The sequence below is a fragment of the Thalassotalea castellviae genome, from assembly GCF_031846185.1.
In the GTDB taxonomy this organism is placed as follows: domain Bacteria; phylum Pseudomonadota; class Gammaproteobacteria; order Enterobacterales; family Alteromonadaceae; genus Thalassotalea_H; species Thalassotalea_H castellviae.
In genome coordinates this window covers 598,663-616,186 of the sequence record NZ_JAVRIF010000001.1, presented here as the reverse complement: position 1 = coordinate 616,186, position 17,524 = coordinate 598,663, and the positions used below count along the sequence as shown (strand labels likewise).

Annotated in this window: 12 protein-coding genes; 9 read left to right on the top strand and 3 right to left on the bottom strand. The window is 37.8% G+C overall.

The window, feature by feature from the left end; all coding sequences use genetic code 11:
• Positions 1-304 precede the first annotated feature (304 nt).
• Positions 305-1,075: a tetratricopeptide repeat protein gene (locus RM573_RS02740; RefSeq protein ID WP_311576863.1), complete on the top strand. Its 771-nt coding sequence runs from the start codon at positions 305-307 to the stop codon at positions 1,073-1,075.
• 206 nt (positions 1,076-1,281) lie between these two features.
• Here RM573_RS02740 and RM573_RS02735 read toward each other — a convergent pair whose 3' ends face one another.
• From RM573_RS02735 to RM573_RS02725, 3 genes are all read right to left on the bottom strand, one after another.
• A complete protein-coding gene (locus RM573_RS02735; RefSeq protein WP_311576861.1) occupies positions 1,282-1,884 on the bottom strand; it encodes an MlaC/ttg2D family ABC transporter substrate-binding protein in 603 nt (200 codons plus the stop codon).
• 146 nt (positions 1,885-2,030) lie between these two features.
• On the bottom strand, positions 2,031-2,615 hold the full coding sequence (locus RM573_RS02730) for a TetR/AcrR family transcriptional regulator (RefSeq protein ID WP_311576858.1): 585 nt from the start codon (positions 2,613-2,615) through the stop codon (positions 2,031-2,033).
• Positions 2,616-2,848: 233 nt separating this feature from the next.
• The gene (locus RM573_RS02725) at positions 2,849-4,162 is read right to left on the bottom strand and encodes a M24 family metallopeptidase (RefSeq protein WP_311576855.1); all 1,314 of its coding nucleotides are present in this window, start codon (positions 4,160-4,162) and stop codon (positions 2,849-2,851) included.
• 216 nt (positions 4,163-4,378) lie between these two features.
• On the opposite strand from RM573_RS02725, the gene ggt reads away from it, so the two are divergent.
• The 8 genes from ggt (at position 4,379) to RM573_RS02685 (ending at position 17,461) form a co-directional block, all read left to right on the top strand.
• A complete protein-coding gene (gene ggt, locus RM573_RS02720; RefSeq protein ID WP_432280196.1) occupies positions 4,379-6,130 on the top strand; it encodes a gamma-glutamyltransferase in 1,752 nt (583 codons plus the stop codon).
• Between the two features lie 77 nt (positions 6,131-6,207).
• Positions 6,208-6,459, top strand: a complete 252-nt coding sequence (locus RM573_RS02715) for a hypothetical protein (RefSeq protein WP_311576852.1) — start codon at positions 6,208-6,210, stop codon at positions 6,457-6,459.
• Positions 6,460-6,664: 205 nt separating this feature from the next.
• Complete coding sequence (locus RM573_RS02710) at positions 6,665-7,975, top strand: surface lipoprotein assembly modifier (RefSeq protein ID WP_311576848.1); 1,311 nt, start codon at positions 6,665-6,667, stop codon at positions 7,973-7,975.
• Positions 7,976-7,985: 10 nt separating this feature from the next.
• On the top strand, positions 7,986-9,173 hold the full coding sequence (locus RM573_RS02705; protein ID WP_311576845.1) for a FecR family protein: 1,188 nt from the start codon (positions 7,986-7,988) through the stop codon (positions 9,171-9,173).
• A gap of 58 nt (positions 9,174-9,231) precedes the next feature.
• Entirely contained in the window at positions 9,232-12,696 is a 3,465-nt protein-coding gene (locus tag RM573_RS02700; protein ID WP_311576842.1) for an Ig-like domain-containing protein, read from the top strand.
• A gap of 58 nt (positions 12,697-12,754) precedes the next feature.
• Positions 12,755-13,597: an MBL fold metallo-hydrolase gene (locus RM573_RS02695; RefSeq protein WP_311576838.1), complete on the top strand. Its 843-nt coding sequence runs from the start codon at positions 12,755-12,757 to the stop codon at positions 13,595-13,597.
• Positions 13,594-15,828 (top strand): CHASE2 domain-containing protein, encoded by a 2,235-nt coding sequence (locus tag RM573_RS02690; RefSeq protein ID WP_311576835.1) that lies wholly within the window; start codon positions 13,594-13,596, stop codon positions 15,826-15,828. Before RM573_RS02695 ends, RM573_RS02690 begins: the two co-directional genes overlap by 4 nt.
• Before the next feature lie 10 nt (positions 15,829-15,838).
• Positions 15,839-17,461, top strand: a complete 1,623-nt coding sequence (locus RM573_RS02685) for an HD domain-containing phosphohydrolase (RefSeq protein WP_311576831.1) — start codon at positions 15,839-15,841, stop codon at positions 17,459-17,461.
• Positions 17,462-17,524: the final 63 nt, after the last annotated feature.

Sequence of the window (17,524 nt, the reverse complement as noted above, 5' to 3'; positions counted from 1 at the left end):
ATTTTTACATTTTCTGAAGTGATAATTGTTAGGAATATATTATTCATATCTCGGTATGGGGGCGAAAGCGAGATAGAAGTTTTTCATAAGTTAGTTGTGGTTTGGATCACTATTGGATCATTTTTATTCGTTGATAATCCTAAATAGTATGAGATTGGATTTATAAGTATCTATAAAATATGGAATAGTTAGGAATAAGAAATACGGCGACGGAATTCGAATCTCTCCGTCACCGCCATTCTTTTTCTAACCCTCGATTTCTCTAGGGTTTAGTAAATTCAAACGTCGCGCCAGCGCTTTACAAATGCTGAGTTACACGACGCAATCTATACCTGCAAATAAACTAGTACCTTATCTCACAAACAGTGAAGCACTATTACGTTTAAGTGCAGCAAAAGTTGGGTTGTTACTATCGCCAGTTGAGAGAGAAAAACACCTTAGCCCGTTGTTAAACGATAAGTTAAAAGCAATTAGGGTGGCAGCAGCGAGGAGTTTGGTGTCAACGACAATTTCCAGCGAAAACCAAACTTCATTTTCAAAAGCGTTTGAAGAATTAACTAAAGCAAGCGAGGTAAACAGTTGGAGAGGAGAAGGACGCATTAATCAAGCCGTGATAGCGTTAGAAGTTAACGATACCTTAGGCGCAGAAGCTTCACTCAAGCAAGCAATAAAGATAGAGCCATATTTTGATGTGGGCTATATAAACTTAGCTGATTTATACCGAAGTCAACAACGCTCATCGTTAGTGAGTTCAGTGCTTCGTCAAGGAATGAAGAATAACCCGTTATCTGGTGCGCTTACTTACTCTTATGGCTTACATCTTGTTCGCCAACAAAAGCTTGCTAAAGCGATTGAATACTTTGCTAAATCAATTCACCTTGCTTCACAAAACCCACAGTATGCCTATACCTATGTACTTGCAATGGATGGCACAGGGGATAGTCAAAAAGCATTGACCGAACTTAAAAGATTAACACCTAAGTATTCTAATAAAAGTCAGCTCAAAGAACTCGGCCTTTATTTATCACAAAAATTACGGAGTAAAGCAGATTACGATTGGTTTATGAATATTTAAAATGCTCTACCTTACTTTGCTAGAGAAAGTGAGGTATCACCATTTTACCGTGATCTCACACACCAGACTTTCGTTCTTAGTATTTCAATTTTTCAATAGACGCTAAAAAATAACCGTAATGGCAAGCCCACATTATAAATTGTGGGCTTGTAGTGGATAAATTTAATAGTTTATTCTTTGTTTAAAGGCCTAATTATCGTCAAAACTTACTTAGTAATTGACGCTAATTCTAGCGTTACTTGGTCAATACCATATTTGGCGATTCGGCCTTTAAATTCAGCTTGCTTACTGCTTAATAATGAAATGCCTTCAACAATTAAATCATATGCTTTCCATTGACCTGTTTTTTTGTTTTTTCGCATTTGAAAAGTCAGGTGAATATCTGGCTTGTTATTATCTACTATGGTTGCATTAACTGAGGCCATTTTGGCAGTGCTTTTGATAGTGCCTTTTTCATAAATAACCTTCTGATTTTTATATTGATTTAAGGCGTTGGCATAAGTTCTAACTAAGTAATGACGCATAGATTCAGTAAAGTTCTTTCGTTGCTCTTTGGTTGAGCTTTTTAAGTGCTTACCTAAAATTTTGTATGAAGCATATTTGTAATCCACAGAAGGGATTAACTCTTGTTCTACTATTTCACGCATTAATTCCGGAAATTTTGTCAATTCTTGCTGACTACTCGCTATGCGCCCGAATAACTTTTCACCTACCGATTTAATTTCTTGATAGGGCGATAATTGTGGTTGATTAGCTGCTTGTAGATTGAAAGCTAACAATATAATAACTAGAGCCGTAAATTTTTTCACAATGTGACCTTTGAAATTGCAGTGAGTTAATATAGTGTATTCTACATACCGACCACTCGGTCTGTAAATGTTTTTTTCATATTTAATTTCTACTTTGTTATTCGTAAAGAGAATATAGCTATCTAGGCGTGGCTATAAGATGGGAGTTATTTTTTTAATTGACGGATGTAATTGCACAATTCGGCATTGACCTTACTAAACAACTCCTTGTTTTTCGCACTCTTGCTTAAACTTGACGAGCCATGGAAGCAAGAAACAATAAAATAAGCCACTTGATTAAAATCTAAGTTGTCTCTTAATTGGTTTGCAACCCGTTGCAGGTTTACGGCAATTAAGTGATTGAGCTGTTGTTGCATATTAAGAATTCTTAAACGAAATCCTTCATCGATCCCCGACATTTCTTGGCAAAGGTTATTTAGCGGACAACCACAAATCACTTCGTCACAGCTCATTTCTTTAGACATATTTTCAAAAAAATCACAAAGGCTTTCAATAGGATCGTCAGTTTCAACAGCTGGTGCCCACATTGATAGAAACATCGGCGTATAGATCTCTTCAAAGACGGCATAGCCCAGCTCCATCTTGTTTTCAAAATGGTGATATAAACAGCCTTTAGAAATATTACAGCGTTTAAGGATGATAGAAAGACTCGTAGCGGTGAATCCATTGTGATGGATTTCATCGGCACTAACTTCTAAAATTTTCTGACGTGTTTGCTCTGCATCTCTCATATCGAAAACCTCTTCATTCGATAAAGCTATATTAACCAACCGAACGGTTTGTGACTAGCAATATTTTTATTCATTTGAATATAAATCACTTTAAAAAATTAGATATGTAGTTGTTTATAACTTGATAAATAACATATGACCCAAATTATTGAGCCATATGTTTTAGTGAGTTGCTGCTTTAACGTTAAATATTGGCTGTTTTAAGTTAACCGTTAAAACTGGCTATCTTTAGCTTATTTTACGGGCTGTAGTTTTGCTAACTTGCCAATTGGCGCATCAATTGAATCTGGCGGAATGGTAAACCATTGTGGGCCTTTTTCTGTCATATATAAACAATCTTCAAGTCTCACGCCAAACTTTTCTGGTAGATAAATGCCTGGTTCATTTGAAAAACACATACCTTTTGCTAATTTAGTTTTTTCACCGTGCACAAAATTAATGCCTTCATGGCCTTTCATGCCAATGCCATGACCAGTTCGGTGCGATAAACCGGGTAATTTATAATCTGGCCCTAATCCTAAAGTTTCATAATATTGGCGCACGGCATCGTCTACTAAACCGGCTTCTGTGCCAAGTTGTGCTTTTTCAAAAGCGATGCTTTGCCCTTGTCTAACGGTTTGCCAAATTTTCTTTTGCTCTGCACTCGCGTCACCAAAAACAAAAGTTCGGCTGATATCCGATTGATAACCATGAACACTGCAGCCGCAATCCATTAATACTACAGAGCCTTCCGTTAATGTTTGTTTCTGTTTGGTGCCATGAGGATAAGCACTGGCTTGGTTAAATAAAGCCATATTCCAAATGCCACTACCGCCTAAGCTTGCTTGAGCTTTATGCATCAAGGTTTTAACATCAGCTTGTGTCATGCCTAATTCAAGGTTTGACCAAACGTGTTCATAAGCAGAAAGGGTAATTTCATTGGCTTTATGCATTAATTGTAATTCATGATCACTTTTAATCATTCGACAACCACGTGTAATGACATCGGCACTAACATCTTGCATGGCTGGCAATAACGACATCACTCCTTGTAATACAAAGTATCTAACAGAATGCTCAAAGGCGACATTGCCGGTTTTAATGTTTCTATCGTTTAAAATTTGTTTGACGCGTTCAAATGGACTTTCGTGTTCTTGCCATACTCTGACATCATTCCCAACAGCTAAAGTTTCACGAATACTGGGCTCTTCAAAAAATGGACAGACAACCGCAACATCACCGACTTGAGGGATAACTAACGCTGTCAGTCGCTCACTTCTCCACCATTGAATACCTGAGAAATAATCCATCGTCGCCCCAGGTTCGATGACCATTGCCGATATATTATGTTGCTTCATTAACTGTTGCGCTTTTTCGATACGTTTTAAGCGCTCTTTAGCTGTAATAGGGGAAACAGTATCAGTGATATTGGTTAGCGTTTTTTTTTCAAAGTCATTACTCGCTTGATTCGCCGTATTATAAGGCGATGAACTGGCCACCTTTCCTATTGATAAGGTGGCCATTGCTGCTGTACTGAGCTTGAGAAACTTTCTTTTACTGATTGTCATTTTGTCTTCCTAGCTTACTATTTTTGATATGATTTATATTGCTTACGCTATAATTTTTCTATGGCCTGAGCAAGGCTTTATCAGATGAAAACCACTATTTTTAAGATGAAGCTGCTTTACATATAGTAGCGGGATTTATATGGTAATTTTAGTAGAGTAACGTAACGGTTTAGCTAAAATAATAAATTGAATTGCTAGCAACTGATGAGATAACTAATGAGAAATCGCACATTAAGTAAAATAATAACACGGGTATTTGTCTTTATTTCAATTGGTAGCGGGCTACCTATAACATCTGTCATGGCGAATGCAGATAGAGTCACGGGTAAAACGTTTGCCACGCGTTCTGAAGTTATTGCACAGCATGGTATGGTGGCAACAAGTCAGCCGCTTGCGAGTCAAATTGGTCTCGAGGTATTAAAAAAAGGCGGTAATGCTATCGATGCTGCCATTGCTGCGAATGCCGCGTTAGGATTAATGGAACCCACTGGTAATGGGATTGGTGGTGATTTATATGCCATTGTTTGGCATGCCAAATCACAAAAACTTTATGGTCTTAATGCCAGTGGCCGATCACCCAAATTATTAAGTTTAAAACAGTTAAAATCTGACATTAACGCGTTAGACCGAGACACTATTCCTCCTTACGGCATGCTGCCTATCTCTGTGCCCGGAACAGTTGATGGTTGGTTTGAATTGCATAATAAATTTGGTCAAATGCCAATGAAAAGCCTGTTAAAACCTGCGATCGATTATGCCAATAAAGGCTTTCCAGTCTCTGAATTAATTGCCCATTATTGGAACTTAAGTGTGCCGCGTTTATCACCTCAAGCAGGCAGTTTTAAAACGACTTTTACTATAAACGGTAAAGCGCCTCGAAAGGGACAAGTATTTAAAAATCCTGAACTTGCCAATACTTTGTCGATGATAGCAGAGCAGGGCCGAGATGCTTTTTATCAAGGTGATATAGCCAAAAGTATTGATACCTTTATGAAAGCTAATGGTGGATATTTAAGGTATGAGGATTTTGCTTCACATACCTCAACGTGGGTTGAGCCGCTATCAACCAACTATCGTGGTTATGATGTGTTTGAATTACCACCTAATGGTCAAGGAATTGCTGCGCTGCAAATGTTAAATATTTTGGAGTTGTATGATTTACCAGCGATGGGGTTTTTAACGCCTGAAACTTTACATGTTATGACAGAGGCTAAAAAACTCGTTTTTGAAGACAGAGCGAAGTTTTATGCCGATCCTGACTTTGTTGATATTCCACTGAAAGGGTTAATTAGCAAACAATATGCGATAGAACGAAATAAACTCATTGGTGAAAAAGCGGCTAAGCGCGTTGATGCGGGCAATCCTGCAATGTATCAAGGAGATACCATATATTTATCTACCGCCGATAGTGAAGGGAACATGGTGTCACTCATTCAAAGTAATTATCGAGGTATGGGCTCTGGAGTCGTTGTGCCAGGTTTAGGCTTTGTTTTTCAAGACCGAGGCCAACTATTTTCGTTAGATGAAAATCATGCCAATGTTTATGCGCCTAATAAACGTCCTTTTCATACCATTATTCCTGCATTTGTGATGAAGGATAATAAACCCTTTATGAGTTTTGGTTTAATGGGGGGCGCAATGCAACCTCAAGGTCATGTGCAAATTATTACTAATATTGTTGATTTTGGTATGAACTTGCAAGAAGCCGGTGATGCCACGCGCTGGCAACATTATGGTTCTACAGAGCCTACTCAGTTAAATGGCGACCAACTTACCAGTCGAGGTGAATTAGTGATTGAATCTGATATACCTTATCAAACCATTCGAGCATTGATGAATAAAGGCCATAAAATTGGTTTTGACCGAGGTGGTTACGGCGGTTATCAAGCGATAATGTGGGATGATAAAGAAAAAGTGTATTATGGGGCATCAGAGTCTCGTAAAGACGGACAAGCTGTAGGTTATTAATACCCTCATCATCTTTCGTTTTATCAAGCCCATGTTCGCAATCTATTGCTTACATGGGGTTCGACACATTTGTTAATATGGCAAAACCTAACAAAAAAGGCCCAACACAAACAGTCGAGGTTTTTTGCCGACAATGTAAAACGCTGTTATATAAATATCGAAAAGGTGGAAAAGGTGCCTTGGTGAAATGTTTCAAAGAGCGGATCATTTCTGACTATACTCAAAGGCCTTGTCATTGCCCTAATTGCCAACAATTATTCGCCAGAGAATTAATCATTCAAGGAGTTGGTGCTTATAAAATAATCAGTGCTAAAGTATATATAAAGTAAATAAATTAGTCTTTTTTCTTATTTTAGATTAAATTACCCCTTTGGGTAATGTGAATTTAGTTTGTCATAAGGAAAGAAATAAAGTTTAACTAACGCATGAACATTGTCACGAAAACGCGGTAAGTTTAGTGATATTTTTCGTGATGTACTAGTTATATAGTTTTAATCTAAGTCGTATAAAATTAAAAATTAGACAGGGTTTCGAATGAATAGATATGGTTTATTAATCACCGCACTCCTTCCATTTTCGCTGATTACTCATGCGAATAATTACAGCGAAAAAGATTTACTTGATACATTAAAGTCAGAAATTGATAATCAAAATTACGCTAATGTCCTGTCTATTGCACAAAATTATAAAGATGAGTATTTAGGTGTTCCAGAATTTGATTTTCTTTTAGGTATTGCCGCCTTAGAAAGTGATCAAGTTGATGTGAGTGTCTTTGCCTTTGAACGAGTAGTCGCGAATAAACCAAACTGGTTAGATGCCAAGTTATATTTAGCAAAAGCATATTATCAATCATCAAATTACCAAGCCGCATTGGAACAATGCAATAGTATATTAGCCAGTGAAAAAATCGCTGAAAACCTCAACCAATTGGCAAATGCTTTATGTTCGAGCACGCGAGATAAGTTAGCGCAACAAGCTACCAGTACTAAACATCAATTATCGGCCAATATTGGTTTTGATGGCAATATAAATGCTGGTACCAACGAAGAACGTATTTTTCTACCATTTTTAAATGATTACGTTAATTTAGATGAGAATAGCCGTGAATTAAGCGATGAATATCTTAAGTTAAATTATCAGTTTCGTCGTAACACGGCTTTAACACAAACTTCAAAGTTCAGTATTAATAGTCAAATAAGCGCACAACAATTTGCCGATGAAACCGACTACAATCGTTTATCAGCGCAAGTTGGCGTGCAATACATGCAATCATTTGATGCTTTTGATTTTAATATTGGTGGACGTATTACGCCACTTTGGTTTGATGGCGATTATTACCGTCTTCAATCGTCTCTTTTAACGGGGGTACAAACCTCACTATCTGATAATTTTACTCTTGGCGGTCGGTTAATGCTGAGAAAAACCAGTAACCAAAGGCAAGCGTTATTAGATACCGATGATTATTCTGTTGCTATTACAAGTCATTATTATCAAAACAATTCACGCTATTCTTTGAGCATTGAGAGGCTTGAAGAAGATGGTGAGGTTGATAGTAACAGCCGAACGATTGATATGATTTCATTAAGTAGTTTATGGTTGATTAATCAGCAATGGTTAGCCGCCGTTGATTTGAGTTATCAAATGCAAGAGTATCGAGGACAACATCCTTATTACCTTGCGCAACGAGAAGATGATGTCTGGTTAGCGTCATCTTTCGTGCAATATCAAATGTCAAAGTCTTTTTCGTATCGGTTATCTGTCAATATGCAGGATAAAAACAGTAACTTAGATTTGTTTTCTTATCGACGTACAGACATTAATTTGTCAGCAACGATGAGTTTCTAGGGGAGTTAATATGATTAAAAGTAAGATGAAAAATTCAAGACCAATGCATGATAAAACGGGTATATCGAGCAAAATAAAATCGCTGATATTATTTACCTTGTCGTTTTGTTTGGTGTCTTCTAGTTACGCAAGTGTTGCCGGTAAAACTATTCTTGCCAAAGGTGAAGTACTAGCGATCGGTGAAGAAGGCACAGAAGTTCGGGCATTAAAACGTCGTTCGAAAATTTTTGATGTCGATGAGATTACCACTGGAAAATCTAGTAAAGCTCAATTTAATATGACAGATGGTGGTTTAATCACCTTAAAAGAAAGTACTAAAGTTCTGATCAGCGATTATCAATATGACGGTGAAACAGAACAAGGTTCAGCCACGCTTGAATTAGTGAATGGTGGTCTGCGTTCAATCAGTGGCTTAATCAAAGCAAAAGGTGGTGATTATAAAGTAAAAACCCCCGTCGGTAGTATTGGTATTCGCGGTACACATTTTGTCGTGCAAGTCATTGATGACAATGTGATCTTTGGCGTTTACAGCGGCAATATTGATGTGGATTTAACCGGTAGTGACCAAACTTTATCATTAGGTGAAACCGAAGATTTTGCCTTCGCGACTGTCGATGGCTCAGGTCAAGTTACCACGTACACTCAAGCCCCCATCGCTTTATCAAAAGGTTTTGTCAGCGATGCTGTAGAAACGATTAGCGAAAGTACAGAGCAAACAGAGCAGCCATCCTCCCCAACTGTTGTTGACGAAGAAGTGAATGTAGCCTTCGATGCATCTGTTTATCAAGAGGAAGCATTACAAGCGATAAGTGATGAATCTATCGCTGATTTAATTAGTCAACGAAGTGGCTCAGTGACTTTTGATCAAATTGTAGAAAGCTCAATTAATTCATCGGTAGGTGATACGAGTAACTTTCAAATGAGTATGACGGTTGATTTTGATAATGCTTCAGTGCCAGGCGGTTCATTAAGTTTTAATGATGCTCAAGGTGAGTGGTTGGCAACCTTTTCAGGCTTGATTAATATTGACCAACTTTCATTAGGTGTTAATTATGCTTCACATGGCAATAATAAAGTGCAAGGTAATATTTCAGCGGCATTTTCAAATGGACTCGATGAATTGTTAGGCAACTTTAACTTGTCTGAAATTGATGATGCTAGTGTCAATGCAGATGGCACATTTAAAATAAAACCATAAATATTAGTATTCAAACGTGATGTTATCGTTTGAATAAAACCGAACAAGAGGTAGCTTTATGCGTACATTAAGTATCATTACCCTTACATCGTTAGTCTGTTTAGTGGGCTGTGGCGGCTCGTCTGAAACTGCGCAAGAAAATAATATCCAACCTGAGCCTCCAGTAACTGTAGCACCGGTAGAACTACAAAATACTGTGTCATTAGCTGGCATGTCTGGACAAGATAAACCGGTTAAACAACAAGTAGAAGGACAGGCGCTTACCAAAAGTGCGGTAGTTAAAACTAGTTTTGCGAATGCACAAGGCACGATTAGAAGTGCAACTGGCTCTGCAGCTGTGGTAGGAAATTTAACCTTAGGGGTCACAGCGCAAGATCCAGATGGTATTAAACAACTCTCTTTATATCTTCCTAAGATCAATCGATCTTTTATTTTATGTACTGATTCTTGTCTTGAAAATTCAGAAATTACCGTGACAGGATTAAATCCTCAATTATCAGGTGAGCAATCTGGCGATTTACGCATTGAATTAATTGTAAAAGATAGTCAAGACAATGAAACGTTAGCGGATACGCTCAGTGTTAATTGGCAACCTATTATTATTCCCTCGTTAAGTGCGGTGAGAGAAAACGGGACTATCTCTTTAACTTGGGGGGCTGCAAATTCAGCTCAACGTTATAATATTTATGCAGCAACTGATGCAGATCTTACTCGAGCCAATGTCCTTGAACTCGATAATGGCGTGCAATTTTTATCTCAAACGGCGACTAATATTCAGCTTACGGATCAAGATGAAAATAAACCTTATTATGTTATCGTCACGGCAATTAATAATGGCGGTGAAAGCGGTATGACAGCGCCTATCGTAATCCCGAGCCAATTTGTTGAAGTGAATTTACCGCCGATAGCAAGGGTAGATTCATTTCAAGTTAATGAAGATGAATCGTTATCGGGCAATGTGTTAATTAATGATGAAGACCCTGAAGGGGGCGAATTAACCGTTGAACTTGCCGCAACTCCGCCAACACAAGGCGAACTTGAATTAAATGCATCTGGGGAGTTTACCTATACCCCTAGAGAGAACTTTTTTGGCAATGACTCATTTCGCTATATTATTTCTGATGAACAAGGGTTAGAAGGTGAAGCTTTAGTAACCTTAACCGTTAATTCGGTCAATGACCTTCCTGTTGCACTGAACGATGTTTATACCTTATCAGCCAATAATAATATTGCTGTTAGTAGTCCTGGTATTTTAAGTAATGATAGTGATATTGATGGCGATACTTTAGTCGTTGAACCGACGCCCATTACTGCTCCTGAGTTCGGTAGTCTTAATCTGAATGATAATGGTAGTTTTACTTATGTTGCTAATAGCAACTTTGATCTCAGTGATAGCTTTGAGTATCAAATCTCTGATGGACAAGGGGGGACTCATAGTGCCACGGTAACTATTTTATCTTCAGCAGAATTTGCTGCGCCGATTGCCAACAATGATAGTTACCAAACCAATGAAGATATTACTTTAGTAGTGAACACAACAATTAATGGCATTTTAGGTAATGATCAAGAGCCGAATGGATTTGAATTTCAACTAGATGACACGCTTATTACTGAACCTCAGCACGGACAATTAAATTTATCGCTAGATGGTACATTTACTTATATACCGGAAAGTAATTATGTTGGGGTTGATCAATTTCAATATCAAATAACCAGTACTACAGGTAAAACGGCACAAGCGACGGTGTCGATTAATATTTTATCTCAGCCTGATGCGCCGCTTGCAAATGATGATAATTATCAACTTGAAGAAGACCAGATTCTCTTTGTAGATGCTGAGCAGGGTTTGCTGATTAATGACTCAGATCCAGATGGTGGCTCTATTGCTGTGGATCCTGTCGTTGTTAATTTACCTAGTCAAGGAGTCGTGGTGCTTCACGACGATGGTAGTTTTGAATATACGCCAGTAGCAAACTTTAATGGTGTCGATTCATTTACTTACCAAATTATGAATGAGAGTCAGTTAACGAGTCAGGCACAAGTGACCTTAACGGTGAGTGCTAAAAATGACGCACCGCTAGCACTGGATGATTTCGCTTCAACCGATCAAGGCGTTTCAGTCACTATTGATGTATTAGCTAATGATGTTGATTTAGATGGCGGCCAATTAACCATTGAAAGTGCCACTGTTGATACGGGGACTGTTTCTATTGTCGATAAAAAGTTGGTTTACCAACCTGAAGAAAATTACTCAGGTGTTGCCAACATTACCTACACGATTGCCGAACCCGATGGTTTAACGGCAACGGCCAATGTGATTGTGGCCGTAAATACTACCATTGAAATAAATAATGACCCTATCGCCGTTAATGATAGCTTTAGTTTAAATGAAGATACTGTCTTTGATGGCCAATCAGTCTTGGCAAATGATAGTGATGAAGATAATGATGTTTTAACGGTGCAAACAACGCCGGTAAATGATGTAAGTCATGGTGCATTGACACTTTTTTCTGACGGAAGCTTTGTTTACACACCAGCCAGTAACTTTAATGGTGATGATAGTTTTACATATAGCATCAGTGATGGCCAAGGTGGGTTTGATCAAGCGAGTGTCAGTTTAGTTATTAATGCGATAAATGACCTGCCAAATGCGGTTGATGATACTCTCAGTGTTTTTGAAAATAGTGCAATAGAAGGGATAAATGTCTTATTAAATGATAGCGATGTGGATAATGATACTTTAACACTTGCTACCACTCCGGTTTCAGATGTGGCTAATGGCACGTTAAATTTAAATAGTAATGGTGACATTAGTTATTCACCAAGACCGACCTTTAACGGTGCGGACAGCTTTATCTATGAAGTAAATGATGGCCAAGGTGGAACGGCAAAAGCGGGCGTTAATATCAATATTATTTCTACTAACGTTGCTCCTATCGCTAGTAATGATAGTTTTGAGATGGATGAAAATGCAATATTGTCAGGTTCCTCGGTGTTGTTAAATGATAAAGATGAGGATAATGACAAATTAACAGTGACTACTACTCCAGTAAATAACGTTTCAAACGGTATTTTAAGTTTAAAGGAAGATGGAACCTTTGTTTATACACCGAGCTTAAATTTTGACGGTACAGACAGCTTTGTTTATGAAGTAAAAGACCCTGAAGGAGCAACATCTCAAGCAACTGTTTCGATTAATGTTTTGAATAGTATTGTTTCTCCGATAGCTTTTGACGATAGTTATACCATTATTACGGTACTTGGTATTGGAGATAAATTAAAAGGGAATGTCCTAGATAATGACTTTGAACCAGAAGGTGGTGATTTAAAAGTCACTGAAACACCTATTACGAATGTTAAATATGGTGAGCTTTCTAAATTAGATAAAAATGGTAGTTTTGAATACACGCCTAACTTTGGTTTTTTAGGGACAGATAGTTTTGTTTATGAAATCTATGACGATGAAAACCCTAGTGCTGGTAAGTCAACAGCAACCGTGACAATTGCTGTAATATCGCTCTAATATAATGCTAAGTGATACGTCTACCAATAAAAAATGAGAAATTAGCCTAAGGAAATGTATGAAAATAACATTTTATGGTGTTAGGGGGTCTACACCTGTATCAGGTGAAGATTCCCTTGTTTTAGGCGGTCATACGTCATGTGTTTATGTCACCTCAAATAAGGGTGATTCGCTTATATTAGATTCAGGCACTGGCATTGTCGCTTTAGGTAAAAAACTATTAAATACGTCTGATGATATTAATTTATTGCTAACACATAACCATTGGGATCATATCCAAGGATTCCCTTTCTTTTTACCTATCTATCAAGAAAATCGTCACATATCTATTGTTACAGGAAATGTTGATTACGACGACAAAGATGCCATCCTTACTCAAATGTCTGGCTCAACTCATCCGGTAAAATATCAAGATTTACCTTCAATTATTCAGCTAGACACGGAACTTGCAAAACAAGATGCTTTTTCGTTAGCATCTTTTGAAATAACGACCCAGCCGTTATCTCATCCCGATGGTGGCACCGCTTATTGTTTACATGCTGATAATCAAAAAGTGGCGTATGTCACCGATAATGAACTTTCTCCTGTTAGTCCGCCCGTTACAAGCTGGCAAGAGTGGCTAGCATTTATTGATCAAGCAGATGTGCTTATTCATGACGCGCAATATCTTGAAAAAGATATGCCATTAAAACAAGGTTGGGGGCATAGTACGGTTGACCAAGTTGTTGAATTGGCATTGCAAGCTAAAGTAAAACGACTTTACTTTATAAGTCACGACCCTGCTAGAAGTGATCATGAGTTATTAGCCCTTGAAGCAACACTTCGTACAAAATATCAGGATAAATTAGCCATAGAGTTTGCACGTGAAGGCACTCAAGTTGAATTACCGAATACTGTATGATTGCAAATAAAGGCTATAAACATTTTCTCAATGGGCTAATTATTACCGCAATAGTGATCAGTTTAGGGTTTATAGCGATAAAAGATGTCCAAGAACTTTTTCAAAGAATCGAAGGTATTTTATACGATATTAGATTACTGGCGACTTTGCCGGAAACACCTCGCCAGTTTGATGAAAATGTGATTATTATCGATATTGATGAAAAGAGCTTAGCCGAACAAGGACGATATCCTTGGAGTCGAAGCAAAATTAGTCAGTTAGTCGATAATTTAATGGCAAATGGCGTTGTTGTTGTTGCGTTCGATATTGTATTTCCTGAGCCAGAAGACAATCCTGTCGATGTTATTACTGACAAAAATAAACAGTTAACACCCCAGTTCCTTAAAGAAATCATTACGTTAAAACAAAGTGTTGATGCTGATTTACAGCTGTCACACTCTATTACGAATGCGGAAGTTGTGCTTGGAATGATGTTCGATGATGAAAATGCATCAAACTCACAGGCAACGGAAAGAACAGACAGTATAGCCAGTCATGTGAATTGGGAAATTCCAGTAGATGGTGTTAGTGATATTGCGCAATATAATAAGGTGTTGAAAAATATTGATGTCCTTAGTCAAAATGCATCTGGCTCGGGTTTTATAAATTCTGTACCTGAAAGTGATGGTTTTATTCGTAAAGCCTCACTCGTGATTAATTACCAAGGTAAATTATATCCGTCACTCGCACTAGAGGCGGCGAGAGTGTATACCTTAAGTGATCAAATCAATACAGAAAGTGAATTAAACAACCGTAATTATTGGCTACAATCATTGAGTTTCGGTGATCATAAAATTCCCACCAATGAAAAAGGGCAAGTGTTGATCCCTTTCAAAGGGGGGCAAAAGAGTTTTGAATATATATCTGCCACCGACGTCATTGAAAATCGGGTACCCGCTGAAAAGTTGGAAGGGGCGGTGGCATTTGTCGGTACATCTGCGATAGGTCTTGCTGATCTTAGAGCAACATCGGTTGGTATTCAGTATCCCGGAGTAGAAGTACACGCCAATGTTTTTGAAGGGTTAATGCACCCTGAAATTATTCCTGTCGAGCCAGATATCACTTTAGCGATACAATTTATTTTATTGTTTATTACTGGGTTAGTTTTATCTATTTTAATGAATAACCAAGGGCCAATGCGCATTTTTTATATTTGCTTTGCTGCGCTAATTATTCATTTGGCTGTGAATTGGTCATTATGGCTCTTTTTTAAAGTCAGTTTGCCGCAATCGCAATTATTACTTGTCATTATTTGGTTAACTTTATATTTTGGTAGCGTTGGCTTTTTTCTCGAAAACTATCGTCGTAAACATATAAAAGGGGTGTTCGATCAATACGTGCCACCCGCTTACATTGATAAGTTATTAGCGACAGGTAAGGGCATTTCATTAACGCCAGAGCGAAGGGTGATGTCAGTATTATTCGCGGATATTCGAGATTTTACCCAATTATCAGAAAATTTTACTCCTGATGAACTCAGTGAATTTATTAACGAATACCTTTCAGAAAACACGCGTATTATTTTTGAAAAGCAGGGAACCATCGACAAATATGTCGGTGATATGGTGATGGCATTTTGGAATGCTCCACTTGATGATGATCAACATGAAATACATGCTGTGGATACAGCACTTGCAATGATTGCAACAACACAGGCCATGTCGAAAAAGTTTAAAGAACGAGGTTGGCCTGCAATTAATATTGGTGTTGGAGTGAGTACCGGCGATATGATAGTCGGTGATATGGGATCTACATACAGAAAAGCCTATACTGTACTTGGTGATGAAGTTAATTTAGGCTCTAGAATAGAATCCTTAACTAAATTTTATGGGGTTAGTCTCTTAATTTCAGAGCAAACCTATCAGGCCGTGACAAAACAGGGGATGCTGTGCCGACAGGTTGATACTATCAGAGTAAAAGGTAAACAAAAACCGACCACTATTTATGAACCTATCGGATTGAAAGCAGATCAATCTAACGAAATATGTTTAATGCTCGACAAACACCATGCAGGTATTCGAGCCTATTTAGCCCAAGAATGGGATAGTGCAATAAAGATATTTTCTGAATTAAAAAATCAGAGTCTGTTATCAAACCATTTATATGATATTTATATCGATAGGATTTCAGAATTGAAGGAAAGTATCTTAGATACAGAGTGGGATGGTACATATAGCCATCTAACGAAATAGCGAGTTAGTTATGAAAAAGAATAATCAATATCAATCAGCTCACGAACAGTTAGTTGATATTTGCGTACAACTTAACGGTGAAAAAGATACTCATTTGCTGTTAGAAAAAATTCTTTTAGCGGCATTAGATGTTTCTAATGCCGATGCTGGCACCATTTATTTAGTGAATGGTAATGAATCGTTAGAGTTCCAAACGGTGATTAATCACACTTTAGGCTTACATTTAGGCGGTAGTTCAAATAACCCGGTTAATTTTTCGGGCATTCCTTTAATGGTTGATGGAAAACCAAATACTGCTGCCATCGTGGTTAATGCGGTGACGAGTGGCAAGGTTATTAATATTGACGACGTGTATGACACCTTACCGTTTGATTTTAGTGCCGCAAGAAAAATGGATAAAGAAACCGGTTATCGCACCCAATCAATGCTAACTTTTCCTTTAAAAGATCATGCCAATGAAATTGTCGGCGTTATTCAATTGATTAACGCACAAAATGAGCATGGGATCGTGCCTTTTTCAAAAGAAATTGAACATCAATGTCTTTCATTTGCTTCTGTTGGCGCGATAGCGTTAACGAATAAATCGTTAGTTGAAAACCTAGAAGAACTTTTTCAATCATTTATTCAGACGCTTGCCCGCGTGATTGATGAAAAATCTCCACACACCGGAGAGCATTGTAAACGAGTACCTGAGTTAACATTAATGTTTGCTAAAGCAGTGCATGAAGAAACGGAGGGACCACTGGCTTCGGTATCTTTTTCTGATAATGAAATGTATCAGCTTGGGATCGCCGGCTGGCTTCATGATTGCGGAAAAGTGGCGACACCAGATCATGTCATTGATAAATCAACAAAACTTCAAGCGATTTTTGATCGAATAGAGTATGTCTTAGCAAAACTTGAAATCGTCAGTCGTGATATTGACATTAAATATCAACAGCAAGTTATTAATGCACTTAAAGCCGGTAAAACAGACGAATTAGCGGCATTAGAACAAGCACAAGCCACAGAGCAAGAGCAACTAAACCGTGATCGTAACTTTTTACAAACCGTGAACATTGGTGGTGAATTTCTACATGATGAAGATGAAGAGCGCATATTAACCCTAGCTAAGCGATATCATCTAAGTATTAACGGTGAAACTCAGCCATTATTAAATGAAGACGAAAGTTATAATTTACGGATAAAGCGTGGCACGTTAAATACCGAAGAACGATTAGTTATTCAAAGGCATATGGATGTAACCCTTGATATTTTAGAAGGTTTACCATTTCCAAAACACATGCAAAATGTTGCTGAATACGCGTTAGGTCATCATGAAACCATGGATGGCAAAGGTTATCCTAGAGGGTTAACGAAAGAGCAGTTATCGGTGCCTGCAAGAATAATGGCATTGGCAGATATTTTTGAGGCGCTTTCATCTGCGGATAGACCGTATAAGAAAGCAAAACAAGTTAGTGAATGTTTAACTATTATGGGAAATATGGTGAAGAGAAATTGCTTAGATCCTGATTTATTCGATATCTTTGTTCATTCAAAGGTGTATGAAAGCTATATTAATAAGTTTTCTTCACCAGAACAGATCGATGATTTTGATCTTGCCGATATTCCCGGCTTGACTCGCCTAAAATAATTTCAACGTTGAATTGATCATTTCACACGAATTCAGTTGAGTGTTAAATTAAATTCAGTTGAA